Origin of the sequence: Actinomadura madurae (assembly GCF_900115095.1) — a bacterium.
In the GTDB taxonomy this organism is placed as follows: Bacteria; Actinomycetota; Actinomycetes; order Streptosporangiales; family Streptosporangiaceae; genus Spirillospora; species Spirillospora madurae.
Window position 1 is genome coordinate 651,394 of sequence record NZ_FOVH01000001.1, and the last position, 18,129, is coordinate 669,522.

The window sequence follows — 18,129 nt, forward strand, 5'->3', positions numbered from 1 at the left end:
AACGGGAGCACGCCATGATGGACGAGATCTGGGGGCTTGGCCTGGGGTTCCTCGCGGCCCACATCCTGGTCGGCCTCGTGCTGCTGGCGGTCCTGCGGAGGATGCGGGCCGAGCTGATCCAAGGCGGGCCTCCGAGCCGGGAGCTGCACCCCTACGAGGTCGCCTACCTGCACGGCGGCGGGCGGCACGCGATCGCCGCGTCGGTGACGGCGCTGCGGCTCGACCGCGCGGTCGACGCCTACGCCGACGGCGGGCTGGTGGCGACCGCGCCGGTCGGCGACGGCCCGCGCGCCGCGGGCAAGCCGCTGGACGCGGCGGTCTACGCGGCGATCGTCGGCGGCGGCTCCACGCTCGCCGGGCTCACCGCGGACGCCGGCGTCCGCGCCGCGCTCGACCAGCTCCGGGACGGGCTGGTCGCGCAGGGCATGGTGGTCCCGGAGGGCGCGCGGCGCCGGCTGCGGATCTTCCCGCCGGTCCTCTACGGATGGGTTCTAGTCGGTTTCGGGAGCTTCGTCATGACCGACGTGTTCGGCGGGTTCCCGGGCGTCCTGCTCCCCATCGCGGCGCTGCTCGGTCTCGCCATCGCGGGGGGCGTCATGCTCGGCTCCGGCGACGAGCGGACGGAGGAGGGGGCGCGGGCCGTCGAACGCGTCAAGGAGTCCAACCCGCACCTCGACCCGGCGATCACGCCGGTGTACGCCGGGATCGCCGCGCCGGCGGTGCTGATGGGCGTCGCGCTGTTCGGCACGGCCGCGCTGATGGCGTTCGACCCGATGTTCGCGCAGAGCGCCGGGCTGGGCCGGTACCTGGAGCTGACCGGCGTCGCGGCCACCTCGGGCGGGTACGTGGGCTCGTCCTGCTCGTCCACCGCCTCGGTGTGCTCGTCGTCGTCCTGCGGCGGTGGCGGCTCGTGCGGCGGCGGGAGCTGCGGCGGTGGCGGCGGCGGGAGCTGCGGTGGCGGCGGCGGAGGAGGGGGAGGAGGCTGCGGTGGCGGCGGCTGACCTGCCGGACCTCGGCGTCGGGATCGGGTGGCGGCCGGAGATCGCCGGGTTCGTCGGCGCGGTGCCCGGGCTGCGCTTCACCGAGGTGATCGCCGAGTCCGTGCACCCGGCGCATCCGGCGCCCGACCTGCTCGCGCTGCGCGACCGCGGGGTGAGAGTCGTCCCGCACGGGGTGAAGCTGTCGCTGGGCGGCGCCGAGCCGGTCGCCGCCGAGCGGGTCGCGCACCTGGCCGCCTGCGCGGAGGCGCTCGGCGCCCCGCTGGTCAGCGAGCACATCGCGTTCGTGCGGGCCGGCGGCATCGAGGCCGGGCACCTGCTGCCGGTGCCGCGCACCCGGGCCGCGCTCGACGCGCTCACCGCCAACATCCGCCGGACGCAGGCCGAGCTGCCCGTCCCGCTGGCCGTCGAGCCCATCGCCACGCTCTTCGACTGGCCGGACGCCGAGTACACCGAGGGCGACTTCCTGACCGAGCTGCTGGACCGCACCGGTGCCCTCCTCCTGCTGGACGTCGCCAACGTGTACGCCAACGCGCGCAACCGCGGCGAGGACCCCGCCGCCCTCCTCGACCGGCTGCCCCTCGACCGCATCGCGTACTGCCACGTCGCGGGCGGGTCGGAGGAGGGCGGGCGCTACCACGACACGCACGCCGCCGCCGTCCCGCCGGAGGTGCTGGACCTGATCGGCGAGCTGTGCGCCCGGCACCGCCCGCCCGGCTTCCTGCTGGAGCGCGACGGCCGCTACCCGCCCGCCGGTGAGCTCCAGGCCGAACTGGACGCCATCGCCGCCGCCTCCGGGGCGCGGCCGGTCACATGAGCGGTTTCGACGCGGACCTGGCGGCGGCGCAGGAGGCGCTCGTGCGGGCGATGACGGCCGGCGGGCCCATGCCGGCCGGGTTCGACGCCGGGGCGGTCCGGGCCGCCGCGCACGGGATCCTGCTCAAGCGCGCGGGGGAGGCGGCCCGCGCCTGGCCCGCGCTGGCGGGCTCGTACGGGACGTCCTGGATGGCCGTCTTCGCCCGCTGGGCGGCCGAGCGGCCCACCCGGGGGTCCTTCCGGGACGGCTTCGACTTCGCGCGGTCGCACCGCGACGATCTCTCCGAGGACGCGGCGCGGGAACTGACTCTCGCCGAGGCCCGCTGGTCGTACGACGGCGCGTCCCCGCCGCGGCCGCGCCGGCTCGCCGTCCGGCGGGTCGGCGGGGGAGTGGCGGTGCAGTTCCGCGGACGGGTCCGGACGTTCCGCGACGGCTCGCGGGGCTGACCTCGGGCCGTGCGGCCGAAGGGTGTGCCGGCGGCCCCGCGGACGGGCTATGGTCTAGACCAATGGCGGCGCGCCGGGGACACCCGGCGAAAGCCCGCGCCGCCGCATGCCGGCGGCTAGTCTGAGCATGTCGATCGAGGGAGGAGAGCGGTGTCTGGAGAAGGTGGCGGCATGCGCGTCGGAGTGCTGACCGGTGGCGGCGACTGCCCCGGGCTGAACGCGGTGATCCGCGCGGTCGTCCGGAAGGGCGTGCAGGAGTACGGCTTCGAGTTCGTCGGCTTCCGGGCCGGCTGGCGCGGCCCCCTCGAAGGCGACACCGTGGCCCTCGACGTCCAGGCCGTGCGCGGGATCCTGCCGCGCGGCGGGACGATCCTCGGCTCGTCCCGGACCAACCCGGTCAAGGTCGAGGGCGGCATCGAGCGGATCAAGGACAACCTCGCCGGGCTCGGCGTGGACGCGCTGATCGCCATCGGCGGCGAGGACACCCTCGGCGTCGCGCGCGAGCTGTACGCCAACGGCGTCAACGTCGTCGGCGTCCCCAAGACGATCGACAACGACCTGAACGCGACCGACTACACCTTCGGGTTCGACACCGCGGTGAACATCGGCATGGAGGCCGTCGACCGGCTGCACACCACCGCCGAGAGCCACCACCGCGCGCTGATCTGCGAGGTCATGGGCCGGCACGCGGGCTGGATCGCGCTGCACGTCGGGATGGCCGCCGGCGCCAACGTCATCCTGATCCCCGAGCGGCCCTTCGACATCGAGAAGGTCTGCCAGTACGTGGAGAGCCGGTTCAAGACCCGGTACGCGCCGATCATCGTGGTGTCCGAGGGCGCCCACCCGATCGACGGGCAGATGCAGCTGCAGACCGGCGAGCGCGACGCGTTCGGGCACGTCCGGCTCGGCGGCATCGGCCAGGCCCTCGCCGACGAGATCGAGAAGCGCACCGGCAAGGAGGCCCGCGCCACCGTGCTCGGGCACATCCAGCGCGGCGGCACGCCCACCGCGTTCGACCGCGTCCTCGCCACCCGCTTCGGCCTCCAGGCCATCGACGCGGTCAAGGACGGCGACTACGGCAAGATGGTCTCGCTGCAGGGCACCGACATCGTCCGCGTCGGGCTGGACCAGGCGACCAAGGAGCTGAAGACCGTCCCGCTGGAGCGCTACTCCGAGTCCGAGGTCTTCTTCGGCTGACCGCGGCCCTCCTGGCGGGAATGCCGCGCCTCGCGCGCGCCGTTACCCGTTCGCGGTGTCGGCCTTTTTGGGCGACACTGGCTTCGACCCCGACTTGTTCCCGCCAGGAGGACCACGCATGACCACGCTCGACACCGCGCCGGCGGACGTCCGGGAGCAGTCGCCCGTGGACGGCGAGCCGTGTGTGCTGCTCAAGCTCGGTGAGGTCGTCCTCAAGGGCAAGAACCGCGAGCAGTTCGAACGCCGCCTCGCCGACAACGTGCGCAACGCCGTCCGCCCCATCGCCCGCGTCGACGTCGTCCGCCGCCACGGCGTGTTCATCGTCCGCAAGCACGACGCCGACCTGGCCACCATGGAGCGGGTCGCGCAGCGGATCACCGACGTCATGGGCATCGTCTGGGCGCACCGCGCCTGGCGGGTCGGCAAGGACCTCGCCAGCGTCGAGCGCGCCGCCCTGGAGCTGATGGACGGCCGGACCGGGACGTTCGCCGTCCGGTCCCGCCGCCGCGACAAGCGCTTCCCGATGACCTCCACCGAGCTGGACCGGCACGTCGGCGCGCTCGTCGCCGCCCGCTACGGCCAGCCCGTCAAGCTCAAGGACCCCGAGCACACCCTGTCGATCGAGGTCGACCGGGACGAGGTGTTCGTCTACTCCGGCGGCCTGCCTGGCCAGGGCGGCCTGCCGGTCGGGATGAGCGGCCGCGCCCTCGTGCTGATGTCCGGCGGCATCGACTCGCCCGTCGCCGCGTACCGGATGATGCGGCGCGGCCTGCGCGTGGACTACCTGCACTTCTCCGGCATGCCCTTCACCGGCCCCGAGTCGATCTACAAGGCGTACGCGCTCGTCCGCGAGCTGGACAAGTTCCAGGGCGGGTCGCGGCTGTTCGTCGTGCCGTTCGGCAAGGCGCAGCAGCAGATCAAGTCGTCCGGCGCCGACCGGCTCGCGGTGATCGCCCAGCGCCGGCTGATGCTGCGCACCGGCGAGGTCCTCGCCCGCCGCCTGCGCGGCTCCGCGCTGATCACCGGCGACGCGCTCGGCCAGGTGTCCAGCCAGACCCTCGCCAACATCACCGCGCTGGACGACGCCGTCGAGCTGCCCATCCTGCGCCCGCTCGTCGGCATGGACAAGATCGAGATCATGGACCAGGCCCGCCGCATCCGCACCCTGTCGATCTCCGAGCTGCCCGACGAGGACTGCTGCACCATCCTCGCGCCCCGCCGCGCCGAGACCCGCGCCAAGATCGACGACCTGCACCGCATCGAGAAGCGCCTCGACGTCGGCGAACTCGCCGACCAGCTCGCCGAGTCCGTCCAGGAGCACCGCCCCGCCTACACCGACCAACCCGCCTGAACACACCCGCTCAGCGATTCATTGTGGGGGGCGACCCCCACACCCCCTGGGGAAGAGCGGCCCCGCTGAGCGGCGGGCTCCGGTCCGCTGGCGCTTGCCTCCGCCCGTCGCTCAGCGATTCATTGTGGGGGGCGACCCCCCACACCCCCCGGGGAAGAGCAGCCCGCTGAGCGGCGGGCTCCGCTTCGCTGGCGCTCCGCTCCGCCCGTCGCTCAGCGGGCGTCGAAGTCCGATGCGCGCGGGGGTTCGGGGCCGTCCGGGCCCATCAGGGTGATGCGCTCGATGCGGACGATGCGGAAGCGGCGGCCCGCGACGGCGATGCCGTTGCGGCGGGTCTCGGCCTCCATCAGCTCCGCCGCCTCCGCGAAGCGTTCGAGGTCCGTCGCGGCGGGGCTCTCCACCGCCGGGACCACGTGCCGGAAGTAGGTGACCAGCGAGTCGCGGGCCTGCTGCGGCGCGTCGTACAGCCGGCCCACGGGGCGCCAGCGCTTCTCGCCGCGCTCGGCGACCGTGAAGACCGGCGCCAGCGCGACCGGGGTGAGGAAGGCGCCGGGCGGCTCGGCGCCCCCGGCGGCGGCCGTGTCCAGCACCCGGTGGAGCAGCTCGGCCGCCGCGCCGCCGGCCGCCGGGCCGTCGTCGGGCAGCAGGTCGTACGGGCGGCCGAGCGGGACGCGGCGGGCGGGCAGCGGGTCCAGGTCCGTCGGCCGGGGCGGCTCCGGCCCGTCCGGGCCGGTGCGGACCAGCTGCTCGATCCGCACGATCCGGAACCGCCGCGCGCCCGCGACGACCTCGTCGGACGGTGCGCGCTGCAGCGTCCGGGCCGCGTCGAGCAGGACGCGCGCCTCGGCGCCGCCGCACAGCGCGGCGAGGTCCTCCAGATGGACGGCGAGCAGCTCCCGCGCGCCCTGCGGCAGCGGGTCGCACGGGCACACGATCTGCCAGCCGCCGGGGACGCGCTCGGCGGCCGTGAACAGCGCGCCCACCACCACCGGCTCCGGGTAGGCGGACGCGGCGCGGCACGCGTCCGCCAGCATCACGGCGGCGACCGGGTCGACGCCGTCCAGATCCTCCGGGAACAGCCGCCCCCCGGCGTCACCATCGCCCGTTGTCATGCCGGCCATCATCCTCGCCGCGCCCGGCCCGGCCAATGGTTCAGACCAATTCGTTACCGCCGCGTTTTCCGGTGGTACGCCGCCGGACGGGCGCGACGAGGACCACCAGGCTCACCGCCAGCAGCACGAGACCGGCCAGCGCCGCGCCGCCGAGCCGCTCGTCCAGCACGGCGGTGCCGAGCACCGCGGCCACCGCCGGCTCCGCCAGGGTCAGCGTCGTCGCCGTGGTGGCGGGGGTCGTGCGCAGGCCCCGGGCGAACAGCAGGTAGCCGCCGCCCGTCGTGACGACGCCGAGGTAGAGCGCGATGAGCGCGCCCGTCCCCGTCGCCAGCCAGCTCGTCGAGCCGGCCAGCAGCACCCCGAAGAGCGGGACCGCCGCGGTGCCGAACAGGGCACCGGCGACGGCCCGGTCCTCCTCGCCCCGGGTGATGAGGACGGACGCCACCGTCGCGTACACCGCGTACGACAGCCCGGACAGCAGGGCCAGCGCGATGCCGAGCGGCTCGGCGCCCGCGTCCCGGCCGCCGCCCACGAGCAGGGCGCACCCCGCGACGGCGCCGGCGGTCGCGAGCATCCAGCGGCCCGTCGGCGCCGACCGCCGGACGACCAGCCCGATCAGGCCGGCGAAGACGGGCGCGCCGCCGATCGTGACGACGGTGCCGACCGCCACGCCGGTCCGCCCGGCGGCGACGAAGAAGGCCGTCTGGTACACGCTGATCGCGACCGCGCCCAGCCCGATGAGCGGCAGGTTGCGGCGCTCGCGCAGCAGCCGGCGCAGCCCGGCGCCGCGGCGCGTGGACGCGGCGAGGCCGAGCAGCAGCAGGCCGCCGACGACGATGCGGATCGCCGCGATCGAGTACGGGGACGCGCCGTCGGCGAAGGTGCGGACGGTCCCGGTCGTCCCCCACAGGGACGCCGCCAGCAGGACGTCGGCGCCGCCGCGCCGGTTACGGGAGGAAGCGTGCTTTTCGGTCGCACGCCGAAGAGACGTGTGCTGTGACACGGAGAAGGCTCCTGAGCTCGAATCGGAAGGGGGTTCCGGATCCGGGGCGCAGGACGACGCGGCCGGGCGCGCGGATCGGCGCCGGGCCGTGCCGGTCGTCAGCGGAGTTGCGGTCGCCGCGCCCCGTCAGGAGCGCGGCGGCCCGCAATCAGGTGCCCAGTAAGCCATGGAAGGGACGATACCGCGGCGGCGGATCAGGCGGGGACGGCGTCCGGGTCCTGGGCCTGGGTGAGGGTGCGGCCGACGAGCGGGGGCAGGTCGCGGACCACCTTGGCCAGCTCGCGCAGATCACCGTCCACCAGCGCCTGCGGCCCGTCGCACAGCGCGGTCTCCGGGTGCGGGTGCACGTCGATGATCACGCCGTCGGCGCCGACCGCGATGGCGGCGCGGGTCAGCGGCAGGACGAGGTCGCGGCTGCCGCCCGAGTGGGACGGGTCCACGATGACCGGCAGGTGGGAGAGGCGCTGCGCCACCGGCACCGCGGAGATGTCCAGGGTGTTGCGGGTCGCCCGCTCGAACGTGCGGATGCCCCGCTCGCACAGCACGATGTCGAGGTTGCCCCGCTGCGCGACGTACTCGGCGGCCATCAGCCACTCCTCGATCGTCCCGCTCATCCCGCGCTTCAGCATGACCGGCTTGCCGGACTCGCCCGCGGCCTGCAGCAGCGCGAAGTTCTGCGCGTTGCGGGTGCCGATCTGCAGCATGTCCGCGTAGGACGCGACGAGCTCGACGTCGGCGGCGTCCACGACCTCGGTGACGATCGGCATGCCGGTCTCCGCGCGGACGTCCGCGAGGATGCGCAGCCCGGCCTCGCCGAGCCCCTGGAACGCGTACGGCGACGTCCGCGGCTTGAACGCGCCGCCGCGCAGCAGCGTCGCGCCCGCGGCCTGCGCCATCTGCGCGGCGCCGAGGGTCTGCTCGGGGGTCTCCACCGCGCACGGGCCGGCGATCAGCGTCATGGTTCCGGGGCCGATCGGCACGCCGCCGACCCGGACGACCGAGCGCTCGGCGTGGTTCTCGCGGCTCACCAGCTTGTGCGGCGCCGAGATGCGGATGACGTCGCTGACGCCCCGCATCCCGCGCAGGTTCAGCGAGCCGAACTGCTGGACGTCGCCGACCAGCCCGACGATGGTCCGTTCCACCCCGCGGCTGACGAAGGCGTCGCCTCCCGCCGTCTCGACCAGTGAGACGACGGCCTTGATATCCGCTTCGCTGGCCTCCGGGGCCATGACGACGACCATGGGTGTGCTGCCTCTCCTCTACGCCCGGGAACCCGGCTCCGCCCCTGGGACGACGAAAGCCCCGGGCCGGCCGGCCCGGGGCTTTCGCCTGTGGTCTGTCAGCGCAGCGTCTGGCAGACCAGCCGTCCGGGCTGGTCGAACCAAAACAGATACACGACGTTGCGCACGGGTTCAGCGTAGCCGATCGCCGGGACGGGGGCCCGCACGGACCCCCGGATATGGCTCAGCTCACTCCGGATGGCAGGATGGCCGCGTCATGACCAACCCCGAACAGCCCGCACCGCGGCCGCGCGATCTGCCGCCCGGCCAGTACGTCCCCCGGGGCTGGCCCGTCCTGCACTACGGCCCCGTGCCGAAGTTCCGTCCCAACGACTGGGACTTCCGGGTCTTCGGCGCGACCGAGTCGGGGGAGCAGCACCGCTGGAGCTGGGACGAGTTCGACGCCCTGCCGAGGGAGCGGTCGGTCGCCGACTTCCACTGCGTCACCAAGTTCACGATCCCGGACAACGAGTGGGAGGGCGTCCCGGGCACGGCGTTCGTGGAGCTGGCACCGCCCGCGCCGGACGTCACGCACGTGATGGTCTGGGCCGAGTACGGCTACAGCGCCAACATCCGGATGAGCGACTTCCTCGCCGACGGGACGATGTTCGCCACCCACCGCGACGGCGAGCGCCTCAGCCCCGACCACGGCTTCCCCGTCCGCATCGTCGTCCCGCACCTGTACGCGTGGAAGAGCGTGAAATGGGTCCGCGGCGTCGAGTACCTGGTGAAGGACCGGCGCGGCTTCTGGGAGGAGCGCGGCTACCACAACGTCGCCGACCCGTGGTACGAGCAGCGCTACTCCTACCAGGAGGACGAGGGCGAGTCGCCCCCGCTGTGACGGAGGGCCCGCCGGGGCGCGGCCGTGGCCGATCCGAGACCTTCGTAAATGGGCAACGACCGCTCCTGGACGGGCGGCAGCCGTTACCGTACGTTGCCATGGGCATACCGTCCGTCGCGGACGCCGTCGCGAGCGCCACGGCCGCCGGTGCCGCCGGGGTCGGGGCGCTGCGCCGCCGGCTCCCCCCGCCGCGCCGCGCGCACGCCGATCCGGGCGAGGCGGCGGCGTTCGCCGCGCTCCACCTGGTGGCGCGCGCCGCCCCGTCCCTGCGCGCCGGGCTGACGGAGGACGCGGCGCGCCCGGCGGCCCGGCGGCTCCGCGCGCTGCTCGGCGCCGAGGCGGTCGCGCTCGTCGCGGTGCGCCCCCCGGCCGGCCCGGACGGCGGCGCCGGCCCCGGCGAGGGCGCGGGACGGGACGCGCCCCGGCTGCTGGCCTGGGACGGCGCGGGCCGCGGCGCCCACGCCGCCGACGCCGTCGGGCACGTCCTGCCCGTCCTCGCGTCGGCGCGGCCCCGCGTCATCGCGCCCGAGGTGCTCGCCTGCGGTTCCGCGGGGTGCCGCGTCCGGGCGGCGATGGTCGCCCCGCTCACCGTCGAGGGACGCGTCGAGGGGGCGCTCGCCGCCTATTGGGAGGGCCCGTCGGCGGCGCGCGTCCGCGCGGTCGGCGAGGCCGCCCGCCTCGTCACCGGGCAGCTGGAGCTGGCCGGGCTCGACTCCGCCCGGGTCCGGCTCGCCGAGGCCGAGCGGCGGGCGCTGCGCGCCCAGATCTCCCCGCACTTCGTCTACAACTCGCTGACCACGATCGCCTCGTTCGTCCGCACCGACCCGGACCGGGCCCGCGGGCTGCTGCTCGACTTCGCCGACTTCGCCCGCTACTCCTTCCGCAACCCCCGCGACTTCACCACCCTCGCCGACGAGCTGCGCTCCCTCGACCGCTACCTGCTGCTGGAGCGGGCCAGGTTCGGCGACCGGCTGCGCTGCCGGGTCGAGATCGCGCCGGAGGTGCTGCCGGTCGCCGTCCCGTTCCTCGCCCTCCAGCCGCTCGTGGAGAACGCCATCCGGCACGGCATGGCGGGGGAGCGCGAGGCGTTCCACATCTCGATCGTGGCGCGCGACTCGGGCGCCGAGGCCGCGATCAGCGTCGAGGACGACGGGGTCGGCATGGACCCCGAGCGGCTCCAGGAGATCCTCTCCGCGCCGCTCGGCCGCCCCGGCCCGACCGGCTGGGGCAGCGTGGTGACCCGGGCCCGGCAGGACGGCGGCCCCGGCATAGGGCTCGCGAACGTCGACGAGCGCATGCGCCAGGTCTACGGCGACGAGTACGGGCTCACCGTCGAGACCGCTCTCGGTGCGGGGACCAAGGTCAATCTGCGCGTCCCGAAGTATCGTCCCGGCGTGTTTCCGGAATGACGCCCCGCCGCCGGGGGCGGTACTCACTTCATGGAATCGATTGCGGACAGACGGTAATCGCGGCAAAGTCACCCCCATGCTTCACGTCCTCGCGGTCGACGATGAACGCCCCGCCCTGGAGGAGCTGACGTACCTGCTCCGCAGGGACTCTCGGATCGGGCGGGTCACTGGCGCGGGGGACGCCTCGTCCGCGCTGCGCGACCTGAGCCGCATGCTCGTGGAGGGAGAGCACCTCGACGCCGTGTTCCTGGACATCCGCATGCCGGGCCTCGACGGGCTCGACTTCACCCGGCTCCTGACCGGCTTCGCCGAGCCGCCGCACGTGGTGTTCGTGACCGCGCACGACGACTGCGCCGTCACCGCCTACGAGCTGGGCGCGCTCGACTACCTGCTGAAGCCCGTCCGGCCGGAGCGGCTCGCCGAGTCGGTCCGCCGGGTGGCGGCGGCCGCGCACCGCCCGGCCCCGCCCGCCGAGGAGGCCGCCCCCGACCCCGCCGACGAGATGATCCCCGTCGAGCTCGGCGGGCGGACCCGGCTCGTCTCCCGCCGGACGGTCACGCACGTCGAGGCGCAGGGCGACTACGTCCGGCTGCACACCGCCGACGGCGGCTACCTCGTCCGGATGCCGCTGTCGGTGCTGACCAAGCGGTGGGAGGGCGCCGGGTTCATCCGCATCCACCGCAGCACCCTGGTCGCGTCCGCGCACATCACCGAGCTGCGCTTCGACGGGGGCCGCGCGGCCGTCCAGATCGGGGACGAGCTGCTGCAGGTCAGCCGCCGCCACACCCGCGAGGTGCGCGACCTGCTGGTCCGCCGGTTCCACCAGCCGGGCGAGGACGGCGCGCTCCCGGGGGAGGCCGGCGATGGGCGATGAGCGCCGCGCCGTGACCGCCGGAGCTTCCGGCGGCGCACCGCCGGAAGCTCCGGCGACCGCTCCGGAGCCGTCCGGGGCCGACCCGGGCGACCCGTCCCATCCCGGCCGGCCGTGCGCGCCGCCCGGTCCGCGGACCGGGGAGGCGGAGGCGCGCGCCCTGATCCGCGCCCAGCTGCGGATCGCCCTCGGCACCGGCGCGTTCGTCATGGCCGTGGTGACGGGGCTGCCCGCGCTGCTGGCGCTCGTCCCGGCGGTCGCGCGGGCGCGCGTGGGCGGCGTCCCGCTGTCCTGCGCCGTCCTGGCGCTCGGCATCCAGCCGGTCTGGATCGCGGTGGCGTTCCACCAGCTGAGACGGGCCGAACGCGCCGAGCGCGAGCTCACCGGGACGGCGGGACCGCGGTGACCGCGGCGGCCGCGGCGGCGGCGCTCACCGCCCTGCTGGGCATGACCGCCGTCCTCGGCGCGCACGCCCGCCGCTCGGCCTGCGCCACGTCCGACCTGCGGGTCGCCTCGCGGGGCGTCAGCCCCTGGTGGAACGCCTCCGCGGTCGGCGGCGAGTACATCTCCGCCGCCGCGTTCCTCGGCACCGCGGGGCTGGTGCTCGCCTACGGGGCCGACATGCTGTGGCTCCCGGTCGCGGCGACCGCCGGGTACGTCCTGCTCCTGGCGTTCGTGACGGCGCCGCTGCGCCGGTCCGGCGCCTACACCGTCTCCGACTTCGCCGAATGGCGGCTCGGCTCCCCGGCCGTGCGGCGCATCGTCACCTGCTGCGTCTGCTGCATCGGCTGGTTCTACCTCCTGCCGCAGTTCCAGGGGGCGGGCGTCACCCTGCGCGTGCTGACCGGCGCCCCGGTCTGGGTCGGCTGGGCCGTCGTGGTCGCGGTCACGTTCCTGCTCGTCGGCTCCGGCGGCGGGATGCGGAGCATCACCTCCGTCCAGGCCGTCCAGTTCTGGGTGAAGCTGGCCGCCGTGGCGGTGTCCGCGGCGGCGCTGCTCGGCGCCTGGCACCTGCACGGCGCCCCCACCCCCCTCGGCGACGGCCCGCCGCGGTTCGACCGGACGACGCGCGTCCACGTGCGCACCGACGTCGCGGTGACCGTCCCCGTGCCGGTCACCGTCACCGCGCGGGGCAGGCTGGACGGCCTCCGCCGCCATGGCGAGCCCGTGACCCTCACCGAGGGCCGGCACACCATCGGCAGGGAGACCGAGGTGGTCTTTCCCGAGGGCGCGGCCGTGCCCCATGCCGAACGCCTGCCCCTGCAAGCCGACGACGCGTGGGCGACGCCGTTCGGCCGCGACGAGGACCACGAGCTGTTCGGCACCTACTCGGCGCTCCTCGGCGTCCTTCTCGGCACCATGGGGCTGCCCCACATCCTGATGCGCTTCTACACCAACGGCTGCGGGAGCGCCGCGCGCCGCACGGCCGCCCTCATCCCGGTCCTCCTCGCGCTGTTCTACGTCTTCCCCACCGTCTACGCGGCACTGGGACGCGTCTACGCGCCCGAGCTGCTGATGACCGGCGACACCGACGCGACCGTCCTGCTCCTCCCGCAGCGGATGACGCCCGGACCGGCCGGCGCCCTGCTCACCGGCCTCATCACGGCCGGCGCCTTCGCCGCGTTCATCTCCACGTCCTGCGGGCTCGCCGTCGCCATCGCCGGGACGATCGCGCAGGGCGTCCGCCGCGGCGGGATCACCGCCTTCCGCGCCGGCGTCGTCCTCGCGCTCGGCGCACCGCTCGTCCTGCTGCCGAGGATCGGCCCGCAGAGCGCCGCCGGCCTCGTCACCACCGCGCTCTGCGTCTCGGCGTGCACGCTGTGCCCGCTGCTCGTCCTCGGCATCTGGTGGCGCGGCCTCACCGCCGCCGGGGCCGCCGCCGGACTCGTCCTCGGCGCCGGCGCCGCCGTCACCGCGGGCATCGTCCGCCTGCTGCACGGCGCCGGCACGGGCTGGACGGCGGCCCTCGTCACCGCGCCCGCCCTGATCGTCGTCCCGGCCGCCTTCACCGCCATGGTCGCGGTGTCCCTGCTGACCCGCCACCGCGTCCCCCGCGGCGCCGACCGCGCCCTGAGAAAGCTGCACCTCCCCGAGGACGCGCCCGCGCACTGAAGCACGGCGGCCGCTCGTCCCCCCGAACCGACCGCTCACCGCGTGACTACGCTACGCATGTCTATGACTACGCACCGTTTACCGAGCCTTGTGCTTCCCAGGGGTCCAACCGTGGCATCACACCTCTAGTGTTCTCAATGACACACCGCTCCGGAGGGGCGGGCGGCCCCCGGCCGCGAACCCTCCCGCAAGAGCAAATCCGGAGATCCGGTTCACCCGGATCGTGAGTCGCGGGATCCCGTACCGGGGGGGTGGGATCCGGCGGCCTGTGGCTCGGGCGTCGCTGAACAGTCGGGGGGTTGTCCAGCGGCGCCCGAGCTCGTATTTATTGCTTTTTTCTCCTCCTTCGGGCGCTGGGCGCCCTCCATCGTCGATAAAAGCGGGCGATCGCTGGCATCGCTCCGGCTCGCCTTGCGGCTCGCTGCGCGATCAGTTTCTTGCTTCGCTCGAAACTGCCTTCGGACGCGATCGCGGCCCCAAGGTTGTCGCGTGGTTGCGGTGGGGGCTGGGGGCGGTGCAGTAGTGGGTGCTGGTGGTTCCGCGGGTGCGGGTTATCCGATCGCTTCGGCTCGCCTTGCGGCTCGCTGCGCGATCGGGTCTCGCTTTGCTCGCCCCTGGCTTCGGGCGCGATCGCAACCTCTGAGGTTGTTGAGTGGGCGCGGTCGGCGTGGCGGGGGGCGGGGTGGTCCGGATCGCTTGGCTCGCCCCTTGCGGCTAGACCAGGGGACCGGGGGCTCAAGGTTGGCGCTCTGGCCCTGGCACTTGTGCCCCGGGCCTGGTGGGTCAGGTGTCGCGTAGGTGTTTCAGGGTTTTTATGTCTTTCGCGTGGGGGGCGGGGGCTCGGCCTGGGGTTTCGATGAGGAAGGGGAGGCCTGCCGCGGCGGGGTGGCGGAAGAGGTCGGCGAAAGGCGGTTCGCCTATCTGGCCGGCGCCGATGTTCTCGTGGCGGTCCCGGCCGGAGGCGCAGGGGTCCTTGCTGTCGTTGGCGTGGATCAGTTTGAGGCGGCCCTCGCCCACGGTGGCCACAAGGGCGTCGAGGGTGTCCTTGACGCCGCCGGGGGCGGCCAGGTCGTGGCCCGCGGCGAAGGCGTGGCAGGCGTCGAAGCAGACGCCCAGCTTCGGGTGGTGTTCGAGCTTCTCGAAGAAGGGGCCGAGGTCCTGGACCTTGGCGCAGAGCATGTTGTTCTGGCCCGCCATGGGCTCCAGGAGGAGGTCGGGGCCGTCCTCGGGGATCTCTTCGAGGAGGGGGAGGACGTGCTCGTGGATCTGCGCCATGGCCGCGTCGTAGGTCTGGGTCACCGCGGAACCGGTGTGGACGACGACGCCGCGGGCGCCGATGGCGCGGCCCCGGGTGAGGGAATGGCGGACCGTGGCGAGGGACTTGGCCAGCGTCTCGGGCGTGGGGGAGCCGAAGTTCACCAGGTACGGGGCGTGGACGTAGACGGGGACGTCCTGCTCCAGGAGCTTCGCGTCCTCGGCGGGCTTGCCCTCGGGGAGGGCCCAGCCGCGCGGGTTGGCGACGAAGACCTGGATCGCCTCGGCGCCGATCTCGGCGGCGTACTTCAGGCCGCCGGTGGCGAGGCCGCCGGCCACGGGAACGTGCGCCCCGACGGGGCTCTTCGGTGAGGTCATGGCCGGTTCAGCCTAGCCGGTCACGGGCCCCGGAAGATCGTGACGGTTGAGCCGCGCGGGGCCTCGCCGCTGTTCGGGGACTGGAACCGGACCCTGTCGCCGCCGAAGCCCGCCACGTTGACCCGGAAGCCGGAGTCCTCCAGGGCGCGCCTCGCGTCGTCCACGCTGCGGCCGGTCATGTCCGGGACGGGGACCTTCTTCTCTTCGCCGTCGTCGCAGCCGAACTGGAAGGGGCCCGCGTCGACGATGCAGTCGCGCTTGTTGACGACGATGGTGACGTCGTCGCCGCGGGAGACGCCGGTCCCCTCGCCGGGGGCCTGCTCGATCACCGTGTTCGGCTCCTTGCCGTCCACCTGCCTCTTCTTGACGGTGACGTCCAGGCCCATCGAGCGCAGCTGGTTGGCGGCGGCGTCGCCGTTCTCGCCGACGAGGTCGGGCATCGACATCCCGCTGGAGATGACGACGGCGACCGGGTCGTCGGGGGAGCGCTTCTCGCCGGCGTCGGGGTCGGTGCCGATGACCCTGTCCTTGGCGACCGTCTGCGAGGGGCTGTTGCTCGTCCGGCCGACCTTGAAGCCCTTGTCCTCCAGGGTCTGCGTGGCCTCCGGGAGGGTCTTGCCCCGGACGTCGGGCACCTCGATCGGCGTGATGCCCTTCGAGGGCGTCAGCGTGACCGGCTCGCCCTTGGCGATGCGGGAGCCCGCGGGCGGGTCGGACTTGGCGACGCCGCCCTTGTGGATGCGGTCGTCGTAGACCGCCTTGGCGGTCCGCACCTCCAGGCCGGAGGACTCCAGCTGGTCGCGGGCGTCGGCGAGCTTCATCCCGATGATCGACGACGGGACGTGCTCGTACTGGCCGGACGTCTGGTACCAGACCGCCCAGCCGAGGATCACCGCGGCGAGCGTGCCGATGGCGACCAGGACGTACCGGCCGGTCAGCACCCCGATGGCGCGGTCGGTGCGGGTGCGCCGGGGTGTCTCGGCCGGCATCGTGGTCGCGTCGAGGACGGCGGTGCGCCCCTGGGGCGGCGCCTCGAACACGCTGGTGGGGTTGCGCGAGGCCTCCTCGACGCGGCGGTCGAAGTCGCGGGGCAGGCCGCCGAACACCTCGGCGACCTCGGCGTGGTACTGGTTCGCGTCGTGCGGGCGGCGCGCCGGGTCGTGGCTCGTCGCGTCGGTGACCAGGGCGTCCACCTGCGGGGGCAGGGCCGGGACGACGCTGGACGGCGGCGGGACGGTCTCGTTCACGTGCTTGTAGGCGACGGCGAGCGGCGTGTCGCCCTGGTGGGGGAGGTGCCCGGTGATCAGCTCGAACAGCATGATCCCGGCCGCGTACACGTCGGAGCGGACGTCGGCGTTGCCCGCCAGCACCTGCTCGGGGGCCAGGTAGCCGACCGTACCGATGATCATGCCGGTCTTGGTCATCTTGCTCGCGGTCTCGGCCCGGGCGAGGCCGAAGTCGGCGACCTTGACCTGGCCGTCCTCGGTGATCAGCACGTTCTCCGGCTTGACGTCGCGGTGCACGAGCCCGGCGCGGTGCGCGGCGCCGAGGGCGGCCAGCACCGGCATCATGATCTCCAGCGCGGCGCGCGGCCCGAGCCGGCCGAGCGAGTTCAGCGCGTCGCGGAGCGTGTGGCCCGGGACGTACTCCATGACCAGGAAGGTGTGCTCGCCGTCGGTGCGCTGGTCGTAGACCGCGACGACGTTCGGGTGGGACAGCGCCGCGGCGGCCTTGGCCTCGCCGATGAAGCGGGCGACGAAGTCCTCGTCGGAGGCGAGCCCGGCGTGCATCACCTTGATCGCGACGACCCGGTCGAGCCGGATGTCGCGGGCCACGTAGACCGTGGCCATGCCGCCGCGCGCGATGCGGGACTCAATGCGGTAGCGCCCGTCGAGCACGCGCCCGACGAGTGGATCGGCAACCGTCGCGTCCATCGGTGCGAGTTTACGGCCGAACCGGCGAGGTTCTCATCACTCGCGAGTATGAGCATCGATGAGCCCCGGGGGGGATTTCGCCGGGACGGCCGGTTCCGGAGTGACGGGCGGGACGCGGCGGCGGAGGGAGCGGGTGCTGCGGGAGACGCCCACGCCCGCGAGGCACAGGACGCCTCCGGCCAGCGTGATCAGGCCGGGGACCTCGCCGAGGAACAGCCACGACATCGCGACGACGAGGGCGGGGGCGGCGTAGGTGGTGGCCCCCATCTTCCCCGCGGACGTGCGGGCCAGCGCGTATCCCCAGGTCGTGAACGCGATCGCGGTCGGGAAGACGCCCAGGTAGACCATGTTGAGGGTGGCGCCGGCCGGGGCGCGCGCGGCCTCGGAGACCAGCTGCCCGGAGAACGGCAGGCAGGCCAGCGCGCCGATCGCGCACGCGAACGCGGTGAACTGCAGCGCCGAGGCGTGCCGCAGCGCGGGCTTCTGGCTCACGACGCCCGCCGCGTAGGTGACGGCCGCGAACAGGCACAGCAGTACCCCGCCGACGGAGGCGCGTCCCTCGCCGGACATCGACAGCCCGACCACGGCGGCGCCGGCGAAGGAGACGGCCATGCCGGCCAGCAGCCGGGGAGGAAGGCCCTCCTTCAGCAGCCAGCCGCCGAGGAGCGCGATGAGGATAGGCCCGATGTTGACGACGAGGGCGGCGGTCCCCGCGTCCACCAGCTGCTCGCCCCAGTTCAGGGCGACCATGTAGGCGCCGAACCACAGGACGCCCGCCGTGACGATGCCGGGCCAGGCGCCCCTGGGCGGCAGTCCCTCGCGCCGGACGAGCAGGAGCGCGCCGAGCACGACCGTCCCGGAGAGGAGCCGGCCGAGGGCGAGGCCGCCCGGGCTGTACTCGGCGCCGGCGCTGCGGATCGCGACGAAGGCCGACGCCCAGAACACCACCGTGATCGTGGCGGCCGCCATGGCGCGCTTGTCGACGCGTCCGCTGTCCTGCTGCATGTCTCGCACCTTTAGGTTCGGGTCGTTTCCATGAACACCGAAGCGACCTGCCGGGTTGCGGCAGGGCCGTCGGTGGACCGGCCCAGTCTCACGGCACGGAGTGTTCAGGTCCAGCGAATAC

General features: G+C 74.2%; 16 protein-coding genes. 10 read left to right on the forward strand and 6 right to left on the reverse strand.

Going from position 1 to position 18,129, the window contains the following annotated elements; genetic code table 11:
* The first annotated feature begins 14 nt into the window (after nucleotides 1–14).
* The 5 genes from BM339_RS03115 (at nucleotide 15) to thiI (ending at nucleotide 4,809) form a co-directional block, all read left to right on the forward strand.
* Nucleotides 15–1,001: a TIGR04222 domain-containing membrane protein gene (locus tag BM339_RS03115; RefSeq protein ID WP_075019831.1), complete on the forward strand. Its 987-nt coding sequence runs from the start codon at nucleotides 15–17 to the stop codon at nucleotides 999–1,001.
* On the forward strand, nucleotides 988–1,815 hold the full coding sequence (locus BM339_RS03120) for an MbnB/TglH/ChrH family RiPP precursor modification enzyme (RefSeq protein WP_256255188.1): 828 nt from the start codon (nucleotides 988–990) through the stop codon (nucleotides 1,813–1,815). The genes BM339_RS03115 and BM339_RS03120 overlap by 14 nt, the downstream gene beginning before the upstream one ends.
* Nucleotides 1,812–2,261: an SCO6045 C-terminal-like domain-containing protein gene (locus tag BM339_RS03125; protein WP_075019832.1), complete on the forward strand. Its 450-nt coding sequence runs from the start codon at nucleotides 1,812–1,814 to the stop codon at nucleotides 2,259–2,261. Before BM339_RS03120 ends, BM339_RS03125 begins: the two co-directional genes overlap by 4 nt.
* A gap of 171 nt (nucleotides 2,262–2,432) precedes the next feature.
* Nucleotides 2,433–3,458: a 6-phosphofructokinase gene (locus tag BM339_RS03130; RefSeq protein WP_021599910.1), complete on the forward strand. Its 1,026-nt coding sequence runs from the start codon at nucleotides 2,433–2,435 to the stop codon at nucleotides 3,456–3,458.
* 118 nt (nucleotides 3,459–3,576) lie between these two features.
* A complete protein-coding gene (gene thiI, locus BM339_RS03135) occupies nucleotides 3,577–4,809 on the forward strand; it encodes a tRNA uracil 4-sulfurtransferase ThiI (RefSeq protein WP_021599911.1) in 1,233 nt (410 codons plus the stop codon).
* A gap of 212 nt (nucleotides 4,810–5,021) precedes the next feature.
* Here thiI and BM339_RS03140 read toward each other — a convergent pair whose 3' ends face one another.
* The 3 genes from BM339_RS03140 to aroF all read right to left on the reverse strand — a co-directional run bounded on the left by BM339_RS03140 (nucleotide 5,022) and on the right by aroF (nucleotide 8,165).
* Entirely contained in the window at nucleotides 5,022–5,921 is a 900-nt protein-coding gene (locus tag BM339_RS03140) for a DUF5954 family protein (RefSeq protein ID WP_075020133.1), read from the reverse strand.
* Nucleotides 5,922–5,961: 40 nt separating this feature from the next.
* On the reverse strand, nucleotides 5,962–6,924 hold the full coding sequence (locus tag BM339_RS03145; RefSeq protein WP_021599991.1) for a DMT family transporter: 963 nt from the start codon (nucleotides 6,922–6,924) through the stop codon (nucleotides 5,962–5,964).
* Between the two features lie 194 nt (nucleotides 6,925–7,118).
* Entirely contained in the window at nucleotides 7,119–8,165 is a 1,047-nt protein-coding gene (aroF, locus tag BM339_RS03150) for a 3-deoxy-7-phosphoheptulonate synthase (protein WP_021599990.1), read from the reverse strand.
* A gap of 256 nt (nucleotides 8,166–8,421) precedes the next feature.
* Between aroF and BM339_RS03155 the strand changes: the two genes are divergently transcribed.
* The 5 genes from BM339_RS03155 to BM339_RS03175 all read left to right on the forward strand — a co-directional run bounded on the left by BM339_RS03155 (nucleotide 8,422) and on the right by BM339_RS03175 (nucleotide 13,437).
* Nucleotides 8,422–9,045: a sulfite oxidase-like oxidoreductase gene (locus tag BM339_RS03155; RefSeq protein ID WP_021599989.1), complete on the forward strand. Its 624-nt coding sequence runs from the start codon at nucleotides 8,422–8,424 to the stop codon at nucleotides 9,043–9,045.
* 98 nt (nucleotides 9,046–9,143) lie between these two features.
* A complete protein-coding gene (locus BM339_RS03160; protein ID WP_075019833.1) occupies nucleotides 9,144–10,454 on the forward strand; it encodes a sensor histidine kinase in 1,311 nt (436 codons plus the stop codon).
* Nucleotides 10,455–10,530: 76 nt separating this feature from the next.
* Complete coding sequence (locus tag BM339_RS03165; RefSeq protein WP_021597170.1) at nucleotides 10,531–11,328, forward strand: LytR/AlgR family response regulator transcription factor; 798 nt, start codon at nucleotides 10,531–10,533, stop codon at nucleotides 11,326–11,328.
* Entirely contained in the window at nucleotides 11,318–11,731 is a 414-nt protein-coding gene (locus tag BM339_RS03170) for a hypothetical protein (RefSeq protein WP_075019834.1), read from the forward strand. The genes BM339_RS03165 and BM339_RS03170 overlap by 11 nt, the downstream gene beginning before the upstream one ends.
* Entirely contained in the window at nucleotides 11,728–13,437 is a 1,710-nt protein-coding gene (locus BM339_RS03175; protein WP_256255189.1) for a sodium:solute symporter family transporter, read from the forward strand. The genes BM339_RS03170 and BM339_RS03175 overlap by 4 nt, the downstream gene beginning before the upstream one ends.
* Before the next feature lie 783 nt (nucleotides 13,438–14,220).
* Here BM339_RS03175 and BM339_RS03180 read toward each other — a convergent pair.
* From BM339_RS03180 to BM339_RS03190, 3 genes are read right to left on the reverse strand one after another with little or no spacing between them, the layout of a single operon-like run.
* Complete coding sequence (locus tag BM339_RS03180) at nucleotides 14,221–15,069, reverse strand: deoxyribonuclease IV (protein WP_024936411.1); 849 nt, start codon at nucleotides 15,067–15,069, stop codon at nucleotides 14,221–14,223.
* 20 nt (nucleotides 15,070–15,089) lie between these two features.
* The gene (gene pknB / locus BM339_RS03185) at nucleotides 15,090–17,003 is read right to left on the reverse strand and encodes a Stk1 family PASTA domain-containing Ser/Thr kinase (RefSeq protein WP_075019835.1); all 1,914 of its coding nucleotides are present in this window, start codon (nucleotides 17,001–17,003) and stop codon (nucleotides 15,090–15,092) included.
* Nucleotides 17,004–17,039: 36 nt separating this feature from the next.
* Nucleotides 17,040–18,008 carry a DMT family transporter gene (locus tag BM339_RS03190; RefSeq protein WP_083597211.1) on the reverse strand — a complete coding sequence of 323 codons (969 nt, stop codon included), beginning with the start codon at nucleotides 18,006–18,008 and terminating at the stop codon, nucleotides 17,040–17,042.
* Nucleotides 18,009–18,129: the final 121 nt, after the last annotated feature.